This window comes from Enterobacter sp. RHBSTW-00593, assembly GCF_013784105.1.
In the GTDB taxonomy this organism is placed as follows: Bacteria; Pseudomonadota; Gammaproteobacteria; order Enterobacterales; family Enterobacteriaceae; genus Enterobacter; species Enterobacter ludwigii.
Genome location: NZ_CP056393.1, coordinates 2292377 through 2307926 on the forward strand (window position 1 = coordinate 2292377; position 15550 = coordinate 2307926).

Annotated in this window: 17 protein-coding genes; 11 read left to right on the plus strand and 6 right to left on the minus strand. The window is 55.4% G+C overall.

What is annotated here, in order from left to right; genetic code table 11:
* Positions 1-49: 49 nt before the first annotated feature.
* Positions 50-949: an O-acetylserine/cysteine exporter gene (gene eamA, locus HV242_RS10800; RefSeq protein WP_020884160.1), complete on the plus strand. Its 900-nt coding sequence runs from the start codon at positions 50-52 to the stop codon at positions 947-949.
* A gap of 38 nt (positions 950-987) precedes the next feature.
* Here eamA and marB read toward each other — a convergent pair whose 3' ends face one another.
* Genes marB through marR form a run of 3 tightly spaced genes read right to left on the minus strand, consistent with a single transcriptional unit; the run spans position 988 to position 2074 of the window.
* A complete protein-coding gene (marB, locus tag HV242_RS10805; protein WP_014170042.1) occupies positions 988-1206 on the minus strand; it encodes a multiple antibiotic resistance protein MarB in 219 nt (72 codons plus the stop codon).
* A gap of 32 nt (positions 1207-1238) precedes the next feature.
* Positions 1239-1619, minus strand: coding sequence for an MDR efflux pump AcrAB transcriptional activator MarA (marA, locus tag HV242_RS10810; RefSeq protein ID WP_008502237.1), 381 nt, complete (start codon positions 1617-1619; stop codon positions 1239-1241).
* 20 nt (positions 1620-1639) lie between these two features.
* The gene (gene marR, locus HV242_RS10815; RefSeq protein WP_020884159.1) at positions 1640-2074 is read right to left on the minus strand and encodes a multiple antibiotic resistance transcriptional regulator MarR; all 435 of its coding nucleotides are present in this window, start codon (positions 2072-2074) and stop codon (positions 1640-1642) included.
* 256 nt (positions 2075-2330) lie between these two features.
* Between marR and HV242_RS10820 the strand changes: the two genes are divergently transcribed.
* Positions 2331-2996: a MarC family NAAT transporter gene (locus HV242_RS10820; protein WP_014170045.1), complete on the plus strand. Its 666-nt coding sequence runs from the start codon at positions 2331-2333 to the stop codon at positions 2994-2996.
* 58 nt (positions 2997-3054) lie between these two features.
* Here the strand turns inward: HV242_RS10820 and HV242_RS10825 are convergent, their stop codons facing one another.
* Positions 3055-4251 carry a sugar transporter gene (locus HV242_RS10825; protein ID WP_020884157.1) on the minus strand — a complete coding sequence of 399 codons (1197 nt, stop codon included), beginning with the start codon at positions 4249-4251 and terminating at the stop codon, positions 3055-3057.
* 177 nt (positions 4252-4428) lie between these two features.
* Here HV242_RS10825 and HV242_RS10830 point away from each other — a divergent pair, with 177 nt between their 5' ends.
* Positions 4429-5217 (plus strand): PhzF family phenazine biosynthesis protein, encoded by a 789-nt coding sequence (locus tag HV242_RS10830; RefSeq protein WP_025204207.1) that lies wholly within the window; start codon positions 4429-4431, stop codon positions 5215-5217.
* Between the two features lie 27 nt (positions 5218-5244).
* Positions 5245-6045: a PhzF family phenazine biosynthesis protein gene (locus HV242_RS10835; protein WP_050736785.1), complete on the plus strand. Its 801-nt coding sequence runs from the start codon at positions 5245-5247 to the stop codon at positions 6043-6045.
* Positions 6046-6096: 51 nt separating this feature from the next.
* Here HV242_RS10835 and HV242_RS10840 read toward each other — a convergent pair whose 3' ends face one another.
* Positions 6097-7059 carry an NmrA/HSCARG family protein gene (locus HV242_RS10840; protein WP_063858452.1) on the minus strand — a complete coding sequence of 321 codons (963 nt, stop codon included), beginning with the start codon at positions 7057-7059 and terminating at the stop codon, positions 6097-6099.
* Positions 7060-7151: 92 nt separating this feature from the next.
* Between HV242_RS10840 and HV242_RS10845 the strand changes: the two genes are divergently transcribed.
* Together HV242_RS10845 and HV242_RS10850 are read left to right on the plus strand one after the other, a co-directional pair.
* Positions 7152-8063, plus strand: coding sequence for a LysR family transcriptional regulator (locus HV242_RS10845; RefSeq protein ID WP_237760681.1), 912 nt, complete (start codon positions 7152-7154; stop codon positions 8061-8063).
* A 61-nt stretch (positions 8064-8124) separates the two neighbouring features.
* Positions 8125-8607, plus strand: coding sequence for a GNAT family N-acetyltransferase (locus tag HV242_RS10850; protein WP_014170050.1), 483 nt, complete (start codon positions 8125-8127; stop codon positions 8605-8607).
* Here the strand turns inward: HV242_RS10850 and ptrR are convergent.
* Entirely contained in the window at positions 8561-9439 is an 879-nt protein-coding gene (ptrR, locus tag HV242_RS10855) for a putrescine utilization regulator PtrR (protein ID WP_014170051.1), read from the minus strand. The two genes, HV242_RS10850 and ptrR, sit on opposite strands and share 47 nt — an antisense overlap.
* 99 nt (positions 9440-9538) lie before the next feature.
* On the opposite strand from ptrR, the gene sad reads away from it, so the two are divergent.
* The 5 genes from sad to HV242_RS10880 all read left to right on the plus strand — a co-directional run bounded on the left by sad (position 9539) and on the right by HV242_RS10880 (position 15537).
* Complete coding sequence (gene sad / locus HV242_RS10860; protein WP_050736788.1) at positions 9539-10927, plus strand: succinate-semialdehyde dehydrogenase; 1389 nt, start codon at positions 9539-9541, stop codon at positions 10925-10927.
* A gap of 116 nt (positions 10928-11043) precedes the next feature.
* Positions 11044-12633: a methyl-accepting chemotaxis protein gene (locus tag HV242_RS10865; RefSeq protein WP_050736789.1), complete on the plus strand. Its 1590-nt coding sequence runs from the start codon at positions 11044-11046 to the stop codon at positions 12631-12633.
* Between the two features lie 62 nt (positions 12634-12695).
* A complete protein-coding gene (glsB, locus tag HV242_RS10870; protein ID WP_025204200.1) occupies positions 12696-13622 on the plus strand; it encodes a glutaminase B in 927 nt (308 codons plus the stop codon).
* Complete coding sequence (locus tag HV242_RS10875; RefSeq protein WP_047356499.1) at positions 13622-13978, plus strand: DUF4186 domain-containing protein; 357 nt, start codon at positions 13622-13624, stop codon at positions 13976-13978. Before glsB ends, HV242_RS10875 begins: the two co-directional genes overlap by 1 nt.
* 113 nt (positions 13979-14091) lie before the next feature.
* Complete coding sequence (locus HV242_RS10880) at positions 14092-15537, plus strand: sensor domain-containing diguanylate cyclase (RefSeq protein ID WP_050736790.1); 1446 nt, start codon at positions 14092-14094, stop codon at positions 15535-15537.
* Positions 15538-15550: the final 13 nt, after the last annotated feature.

The following is a 15550-nucleotide window of genomic DNA, read 5'->3' on the forward strand; positions in this document are numbered from 1 at the left end:
TTCGTTACCTTGAAGTGTTTACAAAAATTTAATCATTCAGGGGCAGAGTATGACGCGAAAAGACGGGCTGCTGGCGTTGCTGGTGGTCATCGTATGGGGTCTGAATTTTGTGGTCATCAAGCTTGGGTTGCATAACATGCCCCCACTCATGCTGGCCGGTTTGCGTTTTCTGCTGGTGGCCTTCCCGGCGCTCTTCTTTGTCGCGCGCCCGAAAATTCCGTTCAGACTCTTACTGGGATACGGCCTGACCATCAGCTTTGGCCAGTTCGCGTTTCTGTTCTGCGCCATTAAGTTCGGGATGCCCGCCGGTCTGGCTTCTCTGGTGTTACAGGCTCAGGCGTTCTTTACCATCATTCTCGGGGCGTTTGTCTTTGGCGAGCGTCTGCAGGGTAAACAGCTGGCGGGGATCACTCTTGCGGTGTTCGGCGTGCTGGTGCTGATAGAAGCCAGCCTGAACGGGCAGCACGTGGCGTTACTGGGCTTTATGTTAACGCTGGCAGCGGGGTTGAGCTGGGCCTGCGGGAATATCTTCAACAAGCTAATTATGCAGCATGAGGCGCGCCCGAAGGTGATGTCGCTGGTGGTCTGGAGCGCCTTGATCCCCATTGTTCCGTTTATGGTTGCGGCGCTCATTTTTGATGGGCCGGACGTGATGCTGAAAAGCCTGGTGGAAATCGATCTCACCACCATTTTATCGCTGATCTACCTGGCGTTTGTGGCCACCATTATTGGTTATGGGATCTGGGGATCGCTGCTGGGTCGCTACGAAACCTGGCGCGTGGCGCCGTTATCCCTGCTGGTTCCGGTGGTAGGGTTGGCCAGCGCCGCGCTGTTGCTCGATGAAAAGCTGAGTGCGCTGCAGCTGCTGGGGGCCGTGCTGATCATGGCCGGGCTGTACATCAACGTGTTTGGTTTGCGCGTGCGTCGGGTAACGCGGGCAAGAGGATAGGCATAAAAAAAGCCCCGCATCCGCGGGGCAAAAACGAATCAGAAGCTGTGCTGATTATAATAAGGCACGCCTAACTCGTCGGATTTGTCACTACCAGCACCCATGTGGTTGAAGTCATAAGGTGACTGGTCATGTGCTGACGGCAAAATCATCGTGTCACGATTATTTTGCTGCGTTGCACGAGGGGTTTGCTCCGCGAAGGTCTGGCTGGAAAACAGCACCAGCAAGGCGAGGGCGGCGGAGGCTGTAACTTTCATGATTTCCTCGGTTACGTCTTTACAGGCGATGATTAACTACAATGTTTTAGTGGATACAGGTATCGGGATTCACCCGGCACGCTGGTAATACGGTATTTGTGAGGCGGCACGTCGAAGTAGTTCTTAAACGTACGCGTCAGGGTTTGCTGTGATTCAAAACCGTAACGTTCCGCCAGATAAAGGATCGGCTCATTGCTTTCTTTCAGCTTCTGGGCAATTTCCGTCAGCTTGCGGCTGCGAATATATTGACCTAATGAATGGCCGGTCTCTTTTTTGAACATCCGTTGCAGGTGCCATTTGGAGTAACCTGAACGCTCTGACACTTTTTCAAGGGAGAGCGGCGATTCCAGGTTATCTTCGATCCAGTCCAAAATGCTATGAATAGTAATAGCGTCAGTATTGCGTCTGGACATCGTCATACCTCTTTTTCTGTTTACGGCAGTATTTTCTTAAGCAAAAGCTCAAGCGTTGCCACTTCATCTGCCGTTAAGTTTTTTGTTAGTTCCTGATGCAGTGTTTGTCCTACTAGTTGATGACATTGCTCGCACATAGCCGCGCCATCGCTGGTGAGTTTCACCAGGACGCCGCGTTTGTCATTCGGGTTAGGGCTTCGTTCTATCCATCCTTTGCAAACGAGACGATCGAGCATGCGGGTTAGCGCACCCAGATCGACAGAGAGCACCTTTTTCAGCTCAACCGGCGTGATACACACTTCGCAGCGAATGGAGCACAGCACTTTGAACTGCGTGGCGGTGATATCCAGCGGTGACAGATAGTCATTGAGCAGGCGATCTTTTTTCTGGTTAACCATATGAATAAGACGACCCAGCGGAATAATGTCGTTAAAGAGATCACTGGTGCTTTTCACAATGGTTGCCCTGGCAAGTAGTTTAGTCACGGCAGATATTATTGCTCAGGCAAGTATAAGTCAACTGAATGGATCAGCGGATGCCACGAATTGCTAAAACGTTTCATGAACTTTTTTTGCATGCTTTCAATTCAAATAGATAACGAAGGGTTATCGTTAATGACCGTAAATAATCGTTACGTTGAGCGAATGGCTGAACGTCACACTTTCACCCTATAATTGCGGTGATAAACATGGATAAGGACAACGACGCACTATGTTGGATTTGATTAAAGCAATTGGTCTGGGGCTGGTGGTACTGCTGCCGTTGGCTAACCCGCTAACGACGGTTGCGCTCTTCCTGGGGCTGGCAGGGAACATGAACAGCGCCGAGCGTAACCATCAGTCGATGATGGCCTCGGTCTATGTGTTTGCCATCATGATGGTGGCTTACTACGCCGGACAGCTGGTGATGAACACCTTCGGAATCTCCATCCCGGGTCTGCGTATTGCCGGCGGACTGATTGTCGCCTTCATCGGGTTCCGTATGCTGTTCCCTGCGCAGAAAGCGCATGAGTCACCTGAGGCCAAAAGCAAATCCGAAGAGCTGGAAACCGAGCCCAGCGCGAATATTGCTTTTGTCCCGCTGGCGATGCCCAGTACGGCGGGGCCAGGAACGATTGCGATGATCATCAGCTCCGCGTCAACGGTGCGGGATGGCTCGACCTTTCCGGACTGGGTCATTACGGTTGCGCCCCCGCTGATTTTTGCACTGATTGGTATCATCGTATGGGCATCCTTGCGCAGTTCAGGCGCGATCATGCGCTGGGTCGGTAAGGGCGGTATTGAGGCGATTTCCCGCCTGATGGGCTTCTTACTGGTGTGTATGGGCGTGCAGTTTATTATCAACGGTGTGCTGGAGATTATTAAGACGTACCATTAATCACCCGCCCGGTAATGCAAAACGGCAACCTCGGTTGCCGTTTTACGTTGACTGCGGTCTACCCGTGATGGGCCTGTTCTTCCAGTGCGACCGGCCATTTACGGAAGATGAGCAGGGACCAGATGAGCGCCACCAGTGCCGGAATGGCACCCAGATAGCCAATCGCAGACATCGACACGTGAAGGCTAATCTGATTTCCCAGAAGCGCGCCCGCGCCAATACCGAGATTGAAAATCCCCGAGAACAGTGACATCGCCACATCCGTTGCGTCCGGGGCGAGGGCCAGCACCTTCACCTGCATACCCAGACCGATAATCATGATCGCCACTCCCCAGAACAGGCTCAGGACGGCCAGATGACCCTCGCTGCCCGCCGCTGGCATGAGTAACACCAGGCACGCGAGCAGTAAACCAATGGCGCTGCTGACCAGCGCCGACGCGTGCTGATTGCCGAGCTTACCAAACAAAATACTGCCAATAATGCCCGCGCCCCCCAGGATCAACAGCAGAACGGTGGCAAAGTTGGCGCTAAAGCCGGCCACGACCTGAACGAACGGCTCAATATAGCTGTAGGCGGTGTAATGCGCCGTGACCACAATGACCGTCAGCAGATAGATACTCAGCAATGCCGGACGACGCATTAACAGCGGCAGGCTTTTCAGCGAGCCGGAGTGTTCGCTTGGCAGCTTTGGCAGCAGTTTAATCAGACAGACCAGGGTGATCATTGCCCCCATGCCGATAGCGAAGAACGTGGTTCGCCAGCCAAAGTATTGCCCAACGATACGGCCAATCGGCAGGCCCAGGACCATAGCCAGTGCCGTGCCGGTGGCGATCAGGCTCAGCGCCTGCGCGCGTTTACCCGCTGGTGCCAGGCGGATGGCCAGTGACGCGGTGATCGACCAGAATACGGCATGGGCAAAGGCAATACCGACGCGGCTGATGACCAGCACCGTAAAGTTCCACGCCAGAAACGACAGGACGTGGCTGACGATAAACAGAGCAAACAGCCCGATCAGCAGCTTTCGCCGTTCCATCTGGCTGGTCAGCAGCATAAACGGCAGTGACATCAGTGCCACCACCCAGGCATAGATGGTCAACATAATGCCCACCTGCGCGGTTTCCATCTGGAAACTTTCAGCGATGTCAGACAACAGCCCAACCGGAACAAATTCTGTGGTATTAAAAATAAACGCGGCAATTGCCAGCGTGACCACGCGTAGCCACGCGACTCTGCGGGTAACTGTGTTCGTTGTCATAGCGATGTCGGAGATTCGTTGCTGAAAAGAAGAGGAGACGATCTTAAAACGTCAACCGGCGAAAACTCAACCATTATGTGATGCAGATCTCAAAATTCACCTGGTAAAAGCGGTAGCCGGGGGCATGGTTTTCATTGAATATAAAAGAACATCACAACAAAAACAGGCGGTAAGACAATGCAGGAGATTGATTTTTATCTGGTAGATGCGTTCAGCAATGCTTCTTTTGGTGGAAACCCGGCGGCCGTGTGCCCGTTAGACGCATGGTTGCCTGATGAGACACTGCTCAGAATGGCACAGCAGCATAATCAGTCGGAAACCGCGTTTTTCGTCTGCAGTAAAGCGGGAATTGAGTTACGCTGGTTTACCACCCTTACCGAAGTCAACCTTTGCGGACATGCCACACTGGCAGCCGCGTACGTCCTGTTTAATGAACTCAACTATCCTGACCCGCGTATCCACTTTGATACCGCCTCTGGCCAGCTGACGGTTAGCCGGGAAGGGGACTGGATGACGCTGGACTTCCCGGCATGCCCGACGCAGGAAGAGACGCCCCCGCCGGCGATGCTTGCGGCGCTGGGGATCGGCCATTACGTAGAAGCCCGTAAGGGGCGTGCCTGGGTGGTGGTTCTGGAAAACCGCCAGCAGGTTGAGGCGCTTGCGCCGAATATCTCGGCAATGACGCCTGGCGAACATAAGGTCAGCGTGACGGCGCGGGGAGAGGGGGATTATGATTTTGTGAGCCGCTTTTTCTCACCGGGAGTTGCCGTCTGGGAAGATCCGGTCACCGGATCCGCGCATACAATGCTTATTCCCTACTGGAGTGAAAAACTGGGTAAAACAGCGATGTTTGCCCGCCAGGTGTCGGCTCGTGGCGGTGATCTGCGCTGCGAACTGAAAGGTTCACGTGTGTTGATGAGCGGGCAGGCCTCGCTTTATCTGAAAGGCACCGTCTTTCTGCGCTAAATAACCATAACAAAAGAGGAAAAGACAATGCAGGAAATTGATTTCTATTTGGTCGATGCCTTCAGCGACAGGGCGTTTGGCGGCAACGCAGCGGCGGTTTGCCCCCTGGAAGAGTGGCTGCCGGACGAGACGCTGCTCAACATGGCGCAACAGCACAATCAGTCTGAGACGGCTTTTTTCGTACGCACTGACGGCGGATTCGAGCTGCGCTGGTTCACTACCCTTGACGAAATTAACCTGTGTGGACATGCCACACTGGCGGCATCGCATGTCATTTTCGAATACCTTGATTATCCACACACGGAAATCACCTTCACCACCCGTTTCGTCGGCGAGCTGACGGTAAAACGCAGCGGTGACTGGCTGACGCTCAACTTCCCGGCCTGGCCAACGGAGGTCGTCGATAATCCGCCAGCGCTGCTGTTGAGCGCGCTGGGCGTTGAGCAGGCAAAAGAGGTGCGTGTCGGGCGCGACTACATGGTGGTGCTGGAGAACCAGCAGCAGGTAGAGGCCCTTACGCCGGATATCTCGGCAATGATTCCGCTGGATAAGATGGTCTGCGTCACGGCACCGGGCGATGAATATGACTTCGTCAGCCGCTTCTTCTGTCCGGGAGAAGGGGTGCCGGAAGATCCGGTCACGGGGTCCACTCACAGCATGTTGATTCCCTACTGGAGCGACAAGCTGGGCAAAACCGTGCTGAACGCGCGCCAGGTCTCGCGACGGGGCGGGGATTTACGCTGTGAACTGGCGGGGGACCGGGTGTTAATCGGCGGTCAGGCCACCCTGTATCTGAAAGGGCATATCTATTTACGCCAGGCGATGTAAGCCAGGAATGGGCCACCGTCATTTCATCATCGGGAATGACGGTGGCTTGCGTTAATCAAACGTTCGTTTTTCCCCCTGCCAGCCAGACGCAATCAGAAATTCACGCCACGTTAAGGTGGCAGGGTTTATGGTTCTGCTCCAGGTAAGATCCCGGTCTTTTCCGTAATAGCCGTAGTTCACGGCATATTCCGTCATGCCGGTAATTTCACTGACCAGTGCCGCGTTGTCTGCGAAATCGGGGAAGTGGTGAAGGAGTGCTTCTCGCGTGTAGGCTGAGCGATACCGGGCTTTTATGCCGGTGACCTCCGTGAAGGTTTCCACCATCTCACGCGGCGAAAGACACTCACCGACAACGGGTAACGTCATGCCGTTGTAGTGTTCGGGGTTATCGAACATCTCAAGCACAGCAGGGCCGGTTGCCGTGAGCGGATCGACAAAGGGCGCCCGAACGTCTTCCGGGAGATAGAGGGGAAAGATCAGCTCGTCGCCTTCTTTACGCGGCGGATAATATTCGGCCAGATTGGTGTAAAAGAACGCCAGTTGAATAAACGACGCGCTGACGGGGAGTGTGCGGATGTACTCTTCAATTCGGCCCTTATCGCTGAAATGAGGAGCCCACAGAGTTCCGGCCGTTATTCTCTCGACGTTTTCCAGACTGCTGAAGACAAGGTGTTTTACCCCGGCGTTGACGGCGGCATCTGCAAGCCTGTAACCCAGCGCCGTTTCACCCGTTGGCATCTGCGTCGATACGGGGATGAAACCGGGTGTCATCAGAAACGCTCCGTCTGACTCGGCAAACGCCCCGATCAGATGCGCATCATTGCCCGTCTGAAGGGTGATTTGTCTCAGTTCAGCGCCCCGTTCCGCCAGCTGTTTCGCCGCAGGAGAGTCCGTGTTTTGCGTTAAGGCGCGCACCCGATAGCGCCCACTTTGCAGCAGGGTTCTGGTTACGCTACGTCCTTGTTTACTGGTGGCACCAAAAACTGTTATGAGTGGTTTTTTATCATACGACATTTCATTCTCGCTCTGTGTTGTTGCGGTAGTGCATTATCGGAATGCGGACGGCGAGCGTGAAATCGATTTATTTCTTACATGATATCCACCCTATGAATACCAAAAAGCCTGACGTAAACCTGCTGCTGACTCTGGAAGCGCTGGTCGCGGAGCAAAATGTCACCAGGGCCGCCAGCCGGCTTTGTCTTAGCCAGCCTGCCGTCAGCGCGCAGCTTAACCGGCTGAGGGGGATGTTTAACGATCCGTTATTGATCCCGGGGCGCAGGGGGATGACGCCAACCCCCAAAGCTCTTGAGCTGATGGCGACGCTTGGCGGGGCGCTGGCAAAAATACGGGATACGCTGCAATCACATGAGGACTTTGATCCGCTGCACGATTCGCTAACGGTCTCTCTGGCCTGTACTGATTACGTGCAGGCCGCGGTCATTATGCCGCTGATTGTGACCCTGCAAGAGATTGCCCCCGGCGTGCGTATTGCTGTCAGGAATTACGATCCGCATCAGCTGGCCCATCAACTGAGCTCAGGCGATGTTGATGCTGCCATAGCCACGCCAGACCCTGCTCAGGCGCAGCTCAGAACGCAATATCTCTATGACGAATCGTACGTGCTTATCGGGCGCCCTCAGCATCCTGAACTGAACGATCAACTGACAATGGAGGCGTTCGCAAAACTTGAGCATATTATCGTGTCCCCCTCGGGGGGCGGTTTTACCACGCCGCTGGATGTCATGCTGGCGGAGTCAGGGTTGCAACGTAAGGTTGCGGTGTCTGCGGCATCATTTCTGTTTGTTCCCGGCATGGTGCAGATGAGCCATCTGGTAGCACTGGTGCCCCGACGATTAATTATGGGAACCGTTAACCCGCTCACCGTGGTGGAACTCCCCTGGCTGAAAGAGACGTTTGACGTCAGTCTTATCTGGCATGAACGCAGCCATAACCACGCCGGACACCGCTGGTTAAGGAATACCCTCGTCAGCCTGAACGGCAATGCTGATATAAGTTAACGGTATGAAGCACGTGTGCAGGGCTGCGCTATGTTGAAATAAAAACAACAAGGAGCCCGCCATGTATTCCATTACCGCTGAATCTGCACATCACCCTGATATTTTGCATCTGATTGCCGCGCTTGACCGCTATCAGAGCGAACTCTATCCCGCTGAAAGTAACCACCTGCTCGATCTGACCGAACTGCCGACAGCCTCGCTGATCCTGATGATTATTCGGGACCGGCAGCTTCATGCCGTCGGGTGTGGTGCCGTGGTGCTCAACGGCGACGGGACCGGTGAAATGAAACGGGTGTATATCGATCCGGCTCATCGCGGGCAACATCTCGGCGAGATGCTGCTGGCGGCGCTGGAAGATGAAGCCCTGAGCCGTCACTGCCACACGCTTCGCCTGGAGACGGGCATCCGGCAACATGCCGCCGTCCGTCTGTATGAGCAGTGCGGCTATGAGCAACGTCCGGCGTTTCCGCCGTATGTTGATGACCCGCTGAGCCTGTTTATGGAGAAGGCACTGGTGGTTGACGTTCGTTTAGCAGCGCTATAAAAGCCTCCAGCGGGCGGGTCATAGCCCCGCGGCGCCAGACCAGCCAGGTGGTAAGCCAGCGCCAGTTTTCTGCCAGCGGCCAGGCTTCCACCTGATGGTGGCCTGGCATACTTTCCAGCATCGAACGAGGCATCAGCGCGATACCGGCGCCCGCGATGACGCAGGCGAGCATGCCGTGATAAGACTCCATCTCATGAATACGCCCGGGCGTGGCTCTGTCGGCGTGAAACCAGCTTTCCAGATGTCGGCGATACGAACAGTTTGCGCGAAAGGCGTAGACGTCACTGCCGCTTACCTGCGTGGCGCGTGCTACTTCTGCATGCCCGGCGGGCGTGACCAGCATCATCTCTTCCCGGTAAACCGGCATGCCTTCCAGTTCCGGATGCGAAAGGGGGCCATCGACAAACGCGGCGCTTAAGGTTCCCTCCAGTACGCCGTCAATCATTGTGCCGGACGGCCCGGTAGAGAGGGCAAACTGGATACGTGGATAGCGCTGGTTAAACTGCGCCAGGCTTTCCGGAATACGCACGGCGGCGGTACTCTCCAGCGCGCCAAGCGCAAATAATCCCTGCGGTTCATCACCGGCGACGACCATTCGTGCCTCATCGACCAGCGCCAGGATCTGCTTGCTGTAGCGCAGGAAGTTATGCCCGGCGGGAGATAAACGTAAACGCTGGTTCTCACGAATAAACAGCTCAACGCCAAGATCGGCCTCCAGCTGGCGGATGCGGGTGGTCAGGTTCGATGGAACGCGATGCACCTTTTGCGCTGCCTGGGTGATGCTGCCGGTGAGCGCCACGGCGTTAAACATTTCAAGCTGAGTTAAGTCCATGCTGTTCTCGATTCGTGAACAAGGTGGTTAGTATTATTCATTTTTAAGAAATAGCAGAGTGCGCCACAATGAATCAACCGTTATTACGTGGAGACCATCATGACTTATTCCTCTGCTACACATGCCCTCTCTGTTAACCCAGCCACCGGTGAGACGCTCGCGGCGTATCCGTGGGCGAGCACCGACGACGTTGAACGCGCAATTGCGCAGGCTGATGCCGGTTTTCGTCAATGGAGACGCGTAAGCGTTTCAGACCGGGCGCAGAAGCTGCGCGATCTCGCCAGCGCGCTGCGCAACCGTGCAGACGAGATGGCCCGAATGATCTCCCGTGAGATGGGCAAACCCATTTTGCAGGCGCGTGCTGAAGTGGCAAAATCCGCCAGCCTCTGCGACTGGTATGCGGAACACGGCCCGGCAATGCTGCAGCCTGAACCTACCCTGGTAGAAAACCAGAACGCGGTGATTGAATACCGACCGCTGGGACCTGTTCTTGCCGTCATGCCGTGGAACTTCCCGCTCTGGCAGGTACTGCGTGGCGCGGTACCCATCCTGCTGGCCGGGAACAGCTATCTGCTCAAGCACGCGCCAAACGTACTCGGCTCGGCTGACCTCATTGCGCAGGTATTTGCTGACGCCGGTTTTCCGCAGGGTGTCTTTGGCTGGGTGAATGCCACGAATGAGGGCGTGAGCCAGGCGATCAACGACCGTCGTATTGCCGCTGTAACCGTAACCGGCAGCGTGCGCGCGGGGGCGGCGATCGGTGCGCAGGCGGGGGCAGCACTGAAGAAATGCGTTCTGGAGCTGGGCGGTTCAGATCCGTTTATTGTGCTCAATGATGCTGATTTGGATCTGGCGGTGAAAGCAGCCGTGGCCGGTCGTTATCAGAATACCGGACAGGTTTGCGCCGCCGCTAAGCGCTTTATTGTGGAAGAGGGCATCGCTGATGCTTTCACCCAACGTTTTGTCGAGGCGACGGCAGCCCTGAAGATGGGCGAGCCAGATCGCGAAGAAAACTTTATTGGCCCGATGGCGCGATTTGACCTGCGCGATGAACTGCATCAGCAGGTGCAGGCCACGCTGGCCGAAGGCGCCACGCTGCTGCTTGGCGGGGAGAAAGTTGCCGGTGAAGGTAACTACTATGCACCGACCGTGCTGGGGAATGTCACTGCCAGCATGACGGCATTTCGTCAGGAGCTGTTTGGTCCGGTTGCGGCGGTTAGCGTTGCGAAAGACGCGGAGCACGCCCTGCAGTTGGCTAACGACAGCGATTTTGGTCTGTCCGCAACCGTCTTTACCGCGAACGATACGCTGGCGGAGAAATTCTCCCGTGAGCTGGAGTGCGGTGGGGTGTTCATCAATGGTTTCAGCGCCAGCGATGCGCGCGTGGCCTTTGGCGGCGTGAAGAAGAGCGGTTTTGGTCGTGAGCTTTCCCACTTCGGTCTGCATGAGTTCTGTAACGTGCAAACGGTATGGAAGAACAGAGTCTAGTTCGCTCTCCGATAACGGCCTTCAGCACGAAGGCCGTTGTCATTTTCCTGCAATGGTTCTGTCATTTTCGTTTCGTAGACTCGCACGCGTCTAACGTCTTGTTACTGAAGAAAATTATGAACCTAACGCAAATTTTTCGCCGTATTGCGCAGCGCCTCATCCCTCGTCAGTTTGGCCTGCTGACCGGTATTTTCTGTATTATTGGTCTTTTCTCCGCACTGCAACTCTCCTCTTCATTTTTGCTCAATGCTTCCCTGAAGGACGCTCAGCGCAACGAGCAGCAAAATCTGCTGGCGTACCAGCAACAGAGCAAACTGGATCTGGCCCGCGTGTCTCTGCTGGCAGCAAGCGATCTGCTTAACCGCTCCGGCGTCTGGTTTATGCAGGATAAAGAGACCGGCTCTGAAGGAAGCTGGCACAGCCTGATGGACGAAGCTCAGGCGTCGCTGACGGTTTCTCAGCAGGCCTGGAACGCCTGGCTGGCGCTTAATCCGCCAAAAGATGACGCCCTGATCACCAGCTACCAGCTTTTCTACGGTGCCATCAAGGAGCAGGCGGAAGGGCTCATCAAGACCAACACGATCGATGCCTTTTTTGCCGTACCTGCCCAGGCTTTTCAGACTGACTTCAACGAAAACTATGCCCGCTATCAGCAGGCCAGCGAGAAGCAGGCGATGCAGGGCCGCCAGAGCCTGATGGCGCAACTCTCTGGCCTGCAAACGCTCTTCCTGGCTGCACCGGTTCTGCTACTTGCCATCGCCATTCTGGTGTGGTTCGGCATGTCCCGGTGGGTCATTACGCCGCTGCGTCGGTTGATTGCTCACATTAACCAGCTGGCGGCAGGAGACCTGTCCGGTACACCGCCAGGCGTGCTGCGCTTTAACAAGGAGATCGGACAGTTGAGCGACAGTGTTTCCACCCTGCAGCACGGACTGCAGGAACTGGTGACCCAGGTCAGCAATGCCACCCACGCAATGGTCGAAAATATAGGCTCGCTGGCGCAGGGCAACCAGAAGCTGTATCTGCAGTCGGCTCGTCAGGCGAAAGAGCTTGAGGATGTGACGACACACATTGCCGCGCTGGAAAACCACGTAGAAGGGAATACAGGTTATGCAAAACTCGCCAGTTCCAGAGCGGACGAGGCGCGCCAGGTAGCCGCGGGTGGCGATCGGATGATGACAACCGTCAATGCCTCCATGCAGGCGATCGTTGACCGATCGTCAGAGATGCGCGGGATTGTGGCGATGATCGACAGCGTGGCGTTTCAGACCAACATTCTGGCACTGAATGCGGCCATCGAGGCTGCCCATGCGGGGAACCACGGGCGCGGGTTCGCCGTTGTCGCCCGGGAAGTGGGGCTGCTGGCCAGAAAGAGCAGCCACTCGACGCAGACTATTCAGGCACTGATCAATCACTCTTTGCAGGGCATCGAAGACGGTTCCCGGGCCGTTAACCTGCTGGAAGATAATCTGCAGCAGGTGATCGGGCTGGTGGCTAATTTAAGCAGTCTGCTGAATGAGATCTCGGTCGCGACCCTGAGCCAGGGGGAGAGCATTCATCAGATGACGCGGCAGCTTCAGGCGCTGAATCAGGTTTCCCGTCAGACCGACATGCTGGTGTCTGACGCGTCGGATGCCTCTGAACGGCTGCATAAGCAATCCGATCTTTTATTGCAGGCGGTTTCGCGTTTTCGTCTTAGCGCCTGACGCAACATATAAGCCTCTGTTATACTCGCAGCCCGTTTTAGCCTGAGGGCAAGGAGCAAAGTGTGGCTGCGGTCATCCATAATGAGATGTTGGACGAGATTCTGTCGCAGGTTCGTCCGTTAATTGGAAAAGGGAAGGTTGCCGACTATATTCCGGCCCTTGCCTCGGTCAGCGGGAATAAGCTGGGTATTGCCATTTGTACGGTAGACGGGCAGCGTTACCAGGCCGGTGACGCAACCGAGCGTTTTTCAATTCAGTCCATTTCAAAAGTACTCAGTCTGGTTGCGGCCATGCGCCAGTATGAGGAAGACGAAATCTGGCATCGCGTGGGGAAAGATCCGTCCGGGCAGCCTTTCAACTCACTGCTTCAGCTCGAAATTGAACAGGGTAAGCCGCGTAACCCGTTTATCAATGCCGGTGCGCTGGTGGTTTGCGATATGCTGCAAAGCCGTCTCAGCGCCCCTCGCCAGCGCATGCTTGAAATTGTCCGCCAGCTCTCGGGCGTCGCGGATATTGCCTACAATGCGGTGGTGGCGCGCTCGGAGTTTGAACACTCCGCCCGTAACGCGGCTATCGCCTGGCTCATGAAATCGTTTGGTAACTTCCATAACGATGTCGCCACCGTGCTGCAAAACTATTTCCATTATTGCGCGCTCGAAATGAGCTGTGTTGAACTGGCACAGACATTCTTGTTCCTCGCCCATCAGGGGCATGCGCCGCACCTCGCGCAAGATGTTGTCTCGCCCATGCAGGCGCGTCAGGTGAATGCCCTGATGGCGACCAGCGGGATGTATCAGAACGCCGGAGAGTTTGCCTGGCGCGTCGGTCTTCCGGCCAAATCGGGTGTCGGCGGCGGGGTGGTGGCAATCGTGCCTCACGAAATGGCGATTGCCGTCTGGAGCCCGGAGCTGGATGAAACGGGAAATTCACTTGCCGGTGTGGCAGTTCTGGAGAAACTGACCCAACGTCTGGGACGTTCCGTATACTGATGTCGACCCTGGATCCGCTTTTTGTCCGCCTGGCGCGATCGCCTTTTCGTTCGCGCTTTCGCTTAGGCACGAAGGAACGGCAGTACTGCTGGGACAAAGGTGCCGAAACCATTGACCAGCACGCCGCCGATTTTATTGCCCGGCGTCTTGCACCGGCCCATCCCACCAATGACGGGAAACAGACGCCCATGCGCGGTCATCCGGTGTTTATCGCTCAGCATGCCACCGCCACCTGTTGTCGTGGCTGTCTGGCAAAGTGGCATAACATTCCGCAGGGTGTTCAGCTCAGCGCGCAGCAACAGCATTATATCGTCAGCGTGATCCACCACTGGCTGGTGCTGCAGATGAACGCCTAAATTTGACGAGTTATGATCCTGTTGTATTTGTGTTATAGATGCAGGTTAAGTTAGTTCAGATCCTGCTGACGATCGACATAATCGCCATAAGTTATTATACGGAATGATATTTAATGCGTTCTGCTCTCTCTGCCTTCAGGTTTTTTCAACCCGATACTCCGCTGCGTAATGCGTCGTGGATCTTTATTTTCACCACCTTATTTTATTTTGTGGGTGCTGAATTGCGTCTGGTTGAAGCGTTGTCGCTGTTCTGGCCACTGAATGGCGTTATGGCGGGAGTATTCGCCCGTTATGCTTATCTGAATCGTCTGCATAACTACGCGATCGCGTATGTTGCCATGCTGATGTACGACGCGGTCACCACCAGCTGGGGAATGGCCTCGCTGGTGATTAACCTGTCGAATATGATTTTTATCGTCGTGGTCGCCATACTGGTTCTGCGTGATAAACGGCTGATGAAAACCCCCGATCCGCTTAATGCGCTGCGTCTGTTTAACTACTGCCTGATTGCTGCGCTGCTGTGTGCCTTGCTTGGCGCGGTGGGGTCGGTCGGTATCGACAGTCACACCTTCTGGCCGCTGTTTGCCGACTGGTTTAGCGAGCAGTTTTCAACGGGGGTGCTGATTGTGCCGTGTATGCTGACGATTAGCCTGCCCGTGCGTGATATTCAGCTACGCCTGGAGCAGCTGTTCCCGGTTATGGCGTTGATAGTCTCGGTGGTCGCGTCGGTGGTGATTGGTGGCGCGGGGAGCCTCTGTTTCCCGCTGCCGGCGCTTATCTGGTGTGCGGTACGCTACCCGCTGCCCGTCACCTGTTTACTGACGTTTCTCACGGGCGCCGTTGAGATCATTCTGGTTGCCAACTCCATTATCAATATTGCCGTAGCGACACCGCTTTCGACCCCGATGATGTTCTCAGCCCGGCTGGGCATTGCCACTATGGCTATTTGTCCGGTGATGGTCTCCGTCAGCGTGGCGGCCATTAATTCACTGATTCGTCAGGTGTCACTGCGGGCAGATTATGATTTTCTGACGCATGTCTATTCCCGCTCCGGGCTTTATGAAGCGTTAAAGCAAGAAGAGGCGCACCGGCATTCGCGTTTTTTAACCGTCATGCTGCTGGATATCGATTACTTCAAAAGCATCAACGATAACTACGGTCACGAGTGCGGTGATCGCATACTGGCGGCCTTTGCCCGGCAGGTTCAGCAGGTTGTCGGTGAGGACGGTATGGTGGCGCGAATGGGCGGAGAAGAGTTCGCGGTGGTCGTGAACTCCGGGGATGCGCAGCACGGTTTTGAACTGGCTGAACGCATCCGAACCACCGTCGCACATCATCCGTTTACCTGGCGCCAGCAGACGCTGTATCTGACCGTCAGCATTGGCCTGGGCAGCGGTAAATCTGAGTCATGGCAGTTGACGGAGGTCTTTAATAAGCTGATGGCTGAAGCGGACGATCATCTCTATCGTTCAAAGAAAGCGGGGCGAAATCGGACCAGCGCCCGGTTGTCGGATGAGCAGGTTACTGCAACGTCCGGCAGCGAAACATCACTGCATTAGTCGTCATGAGCCA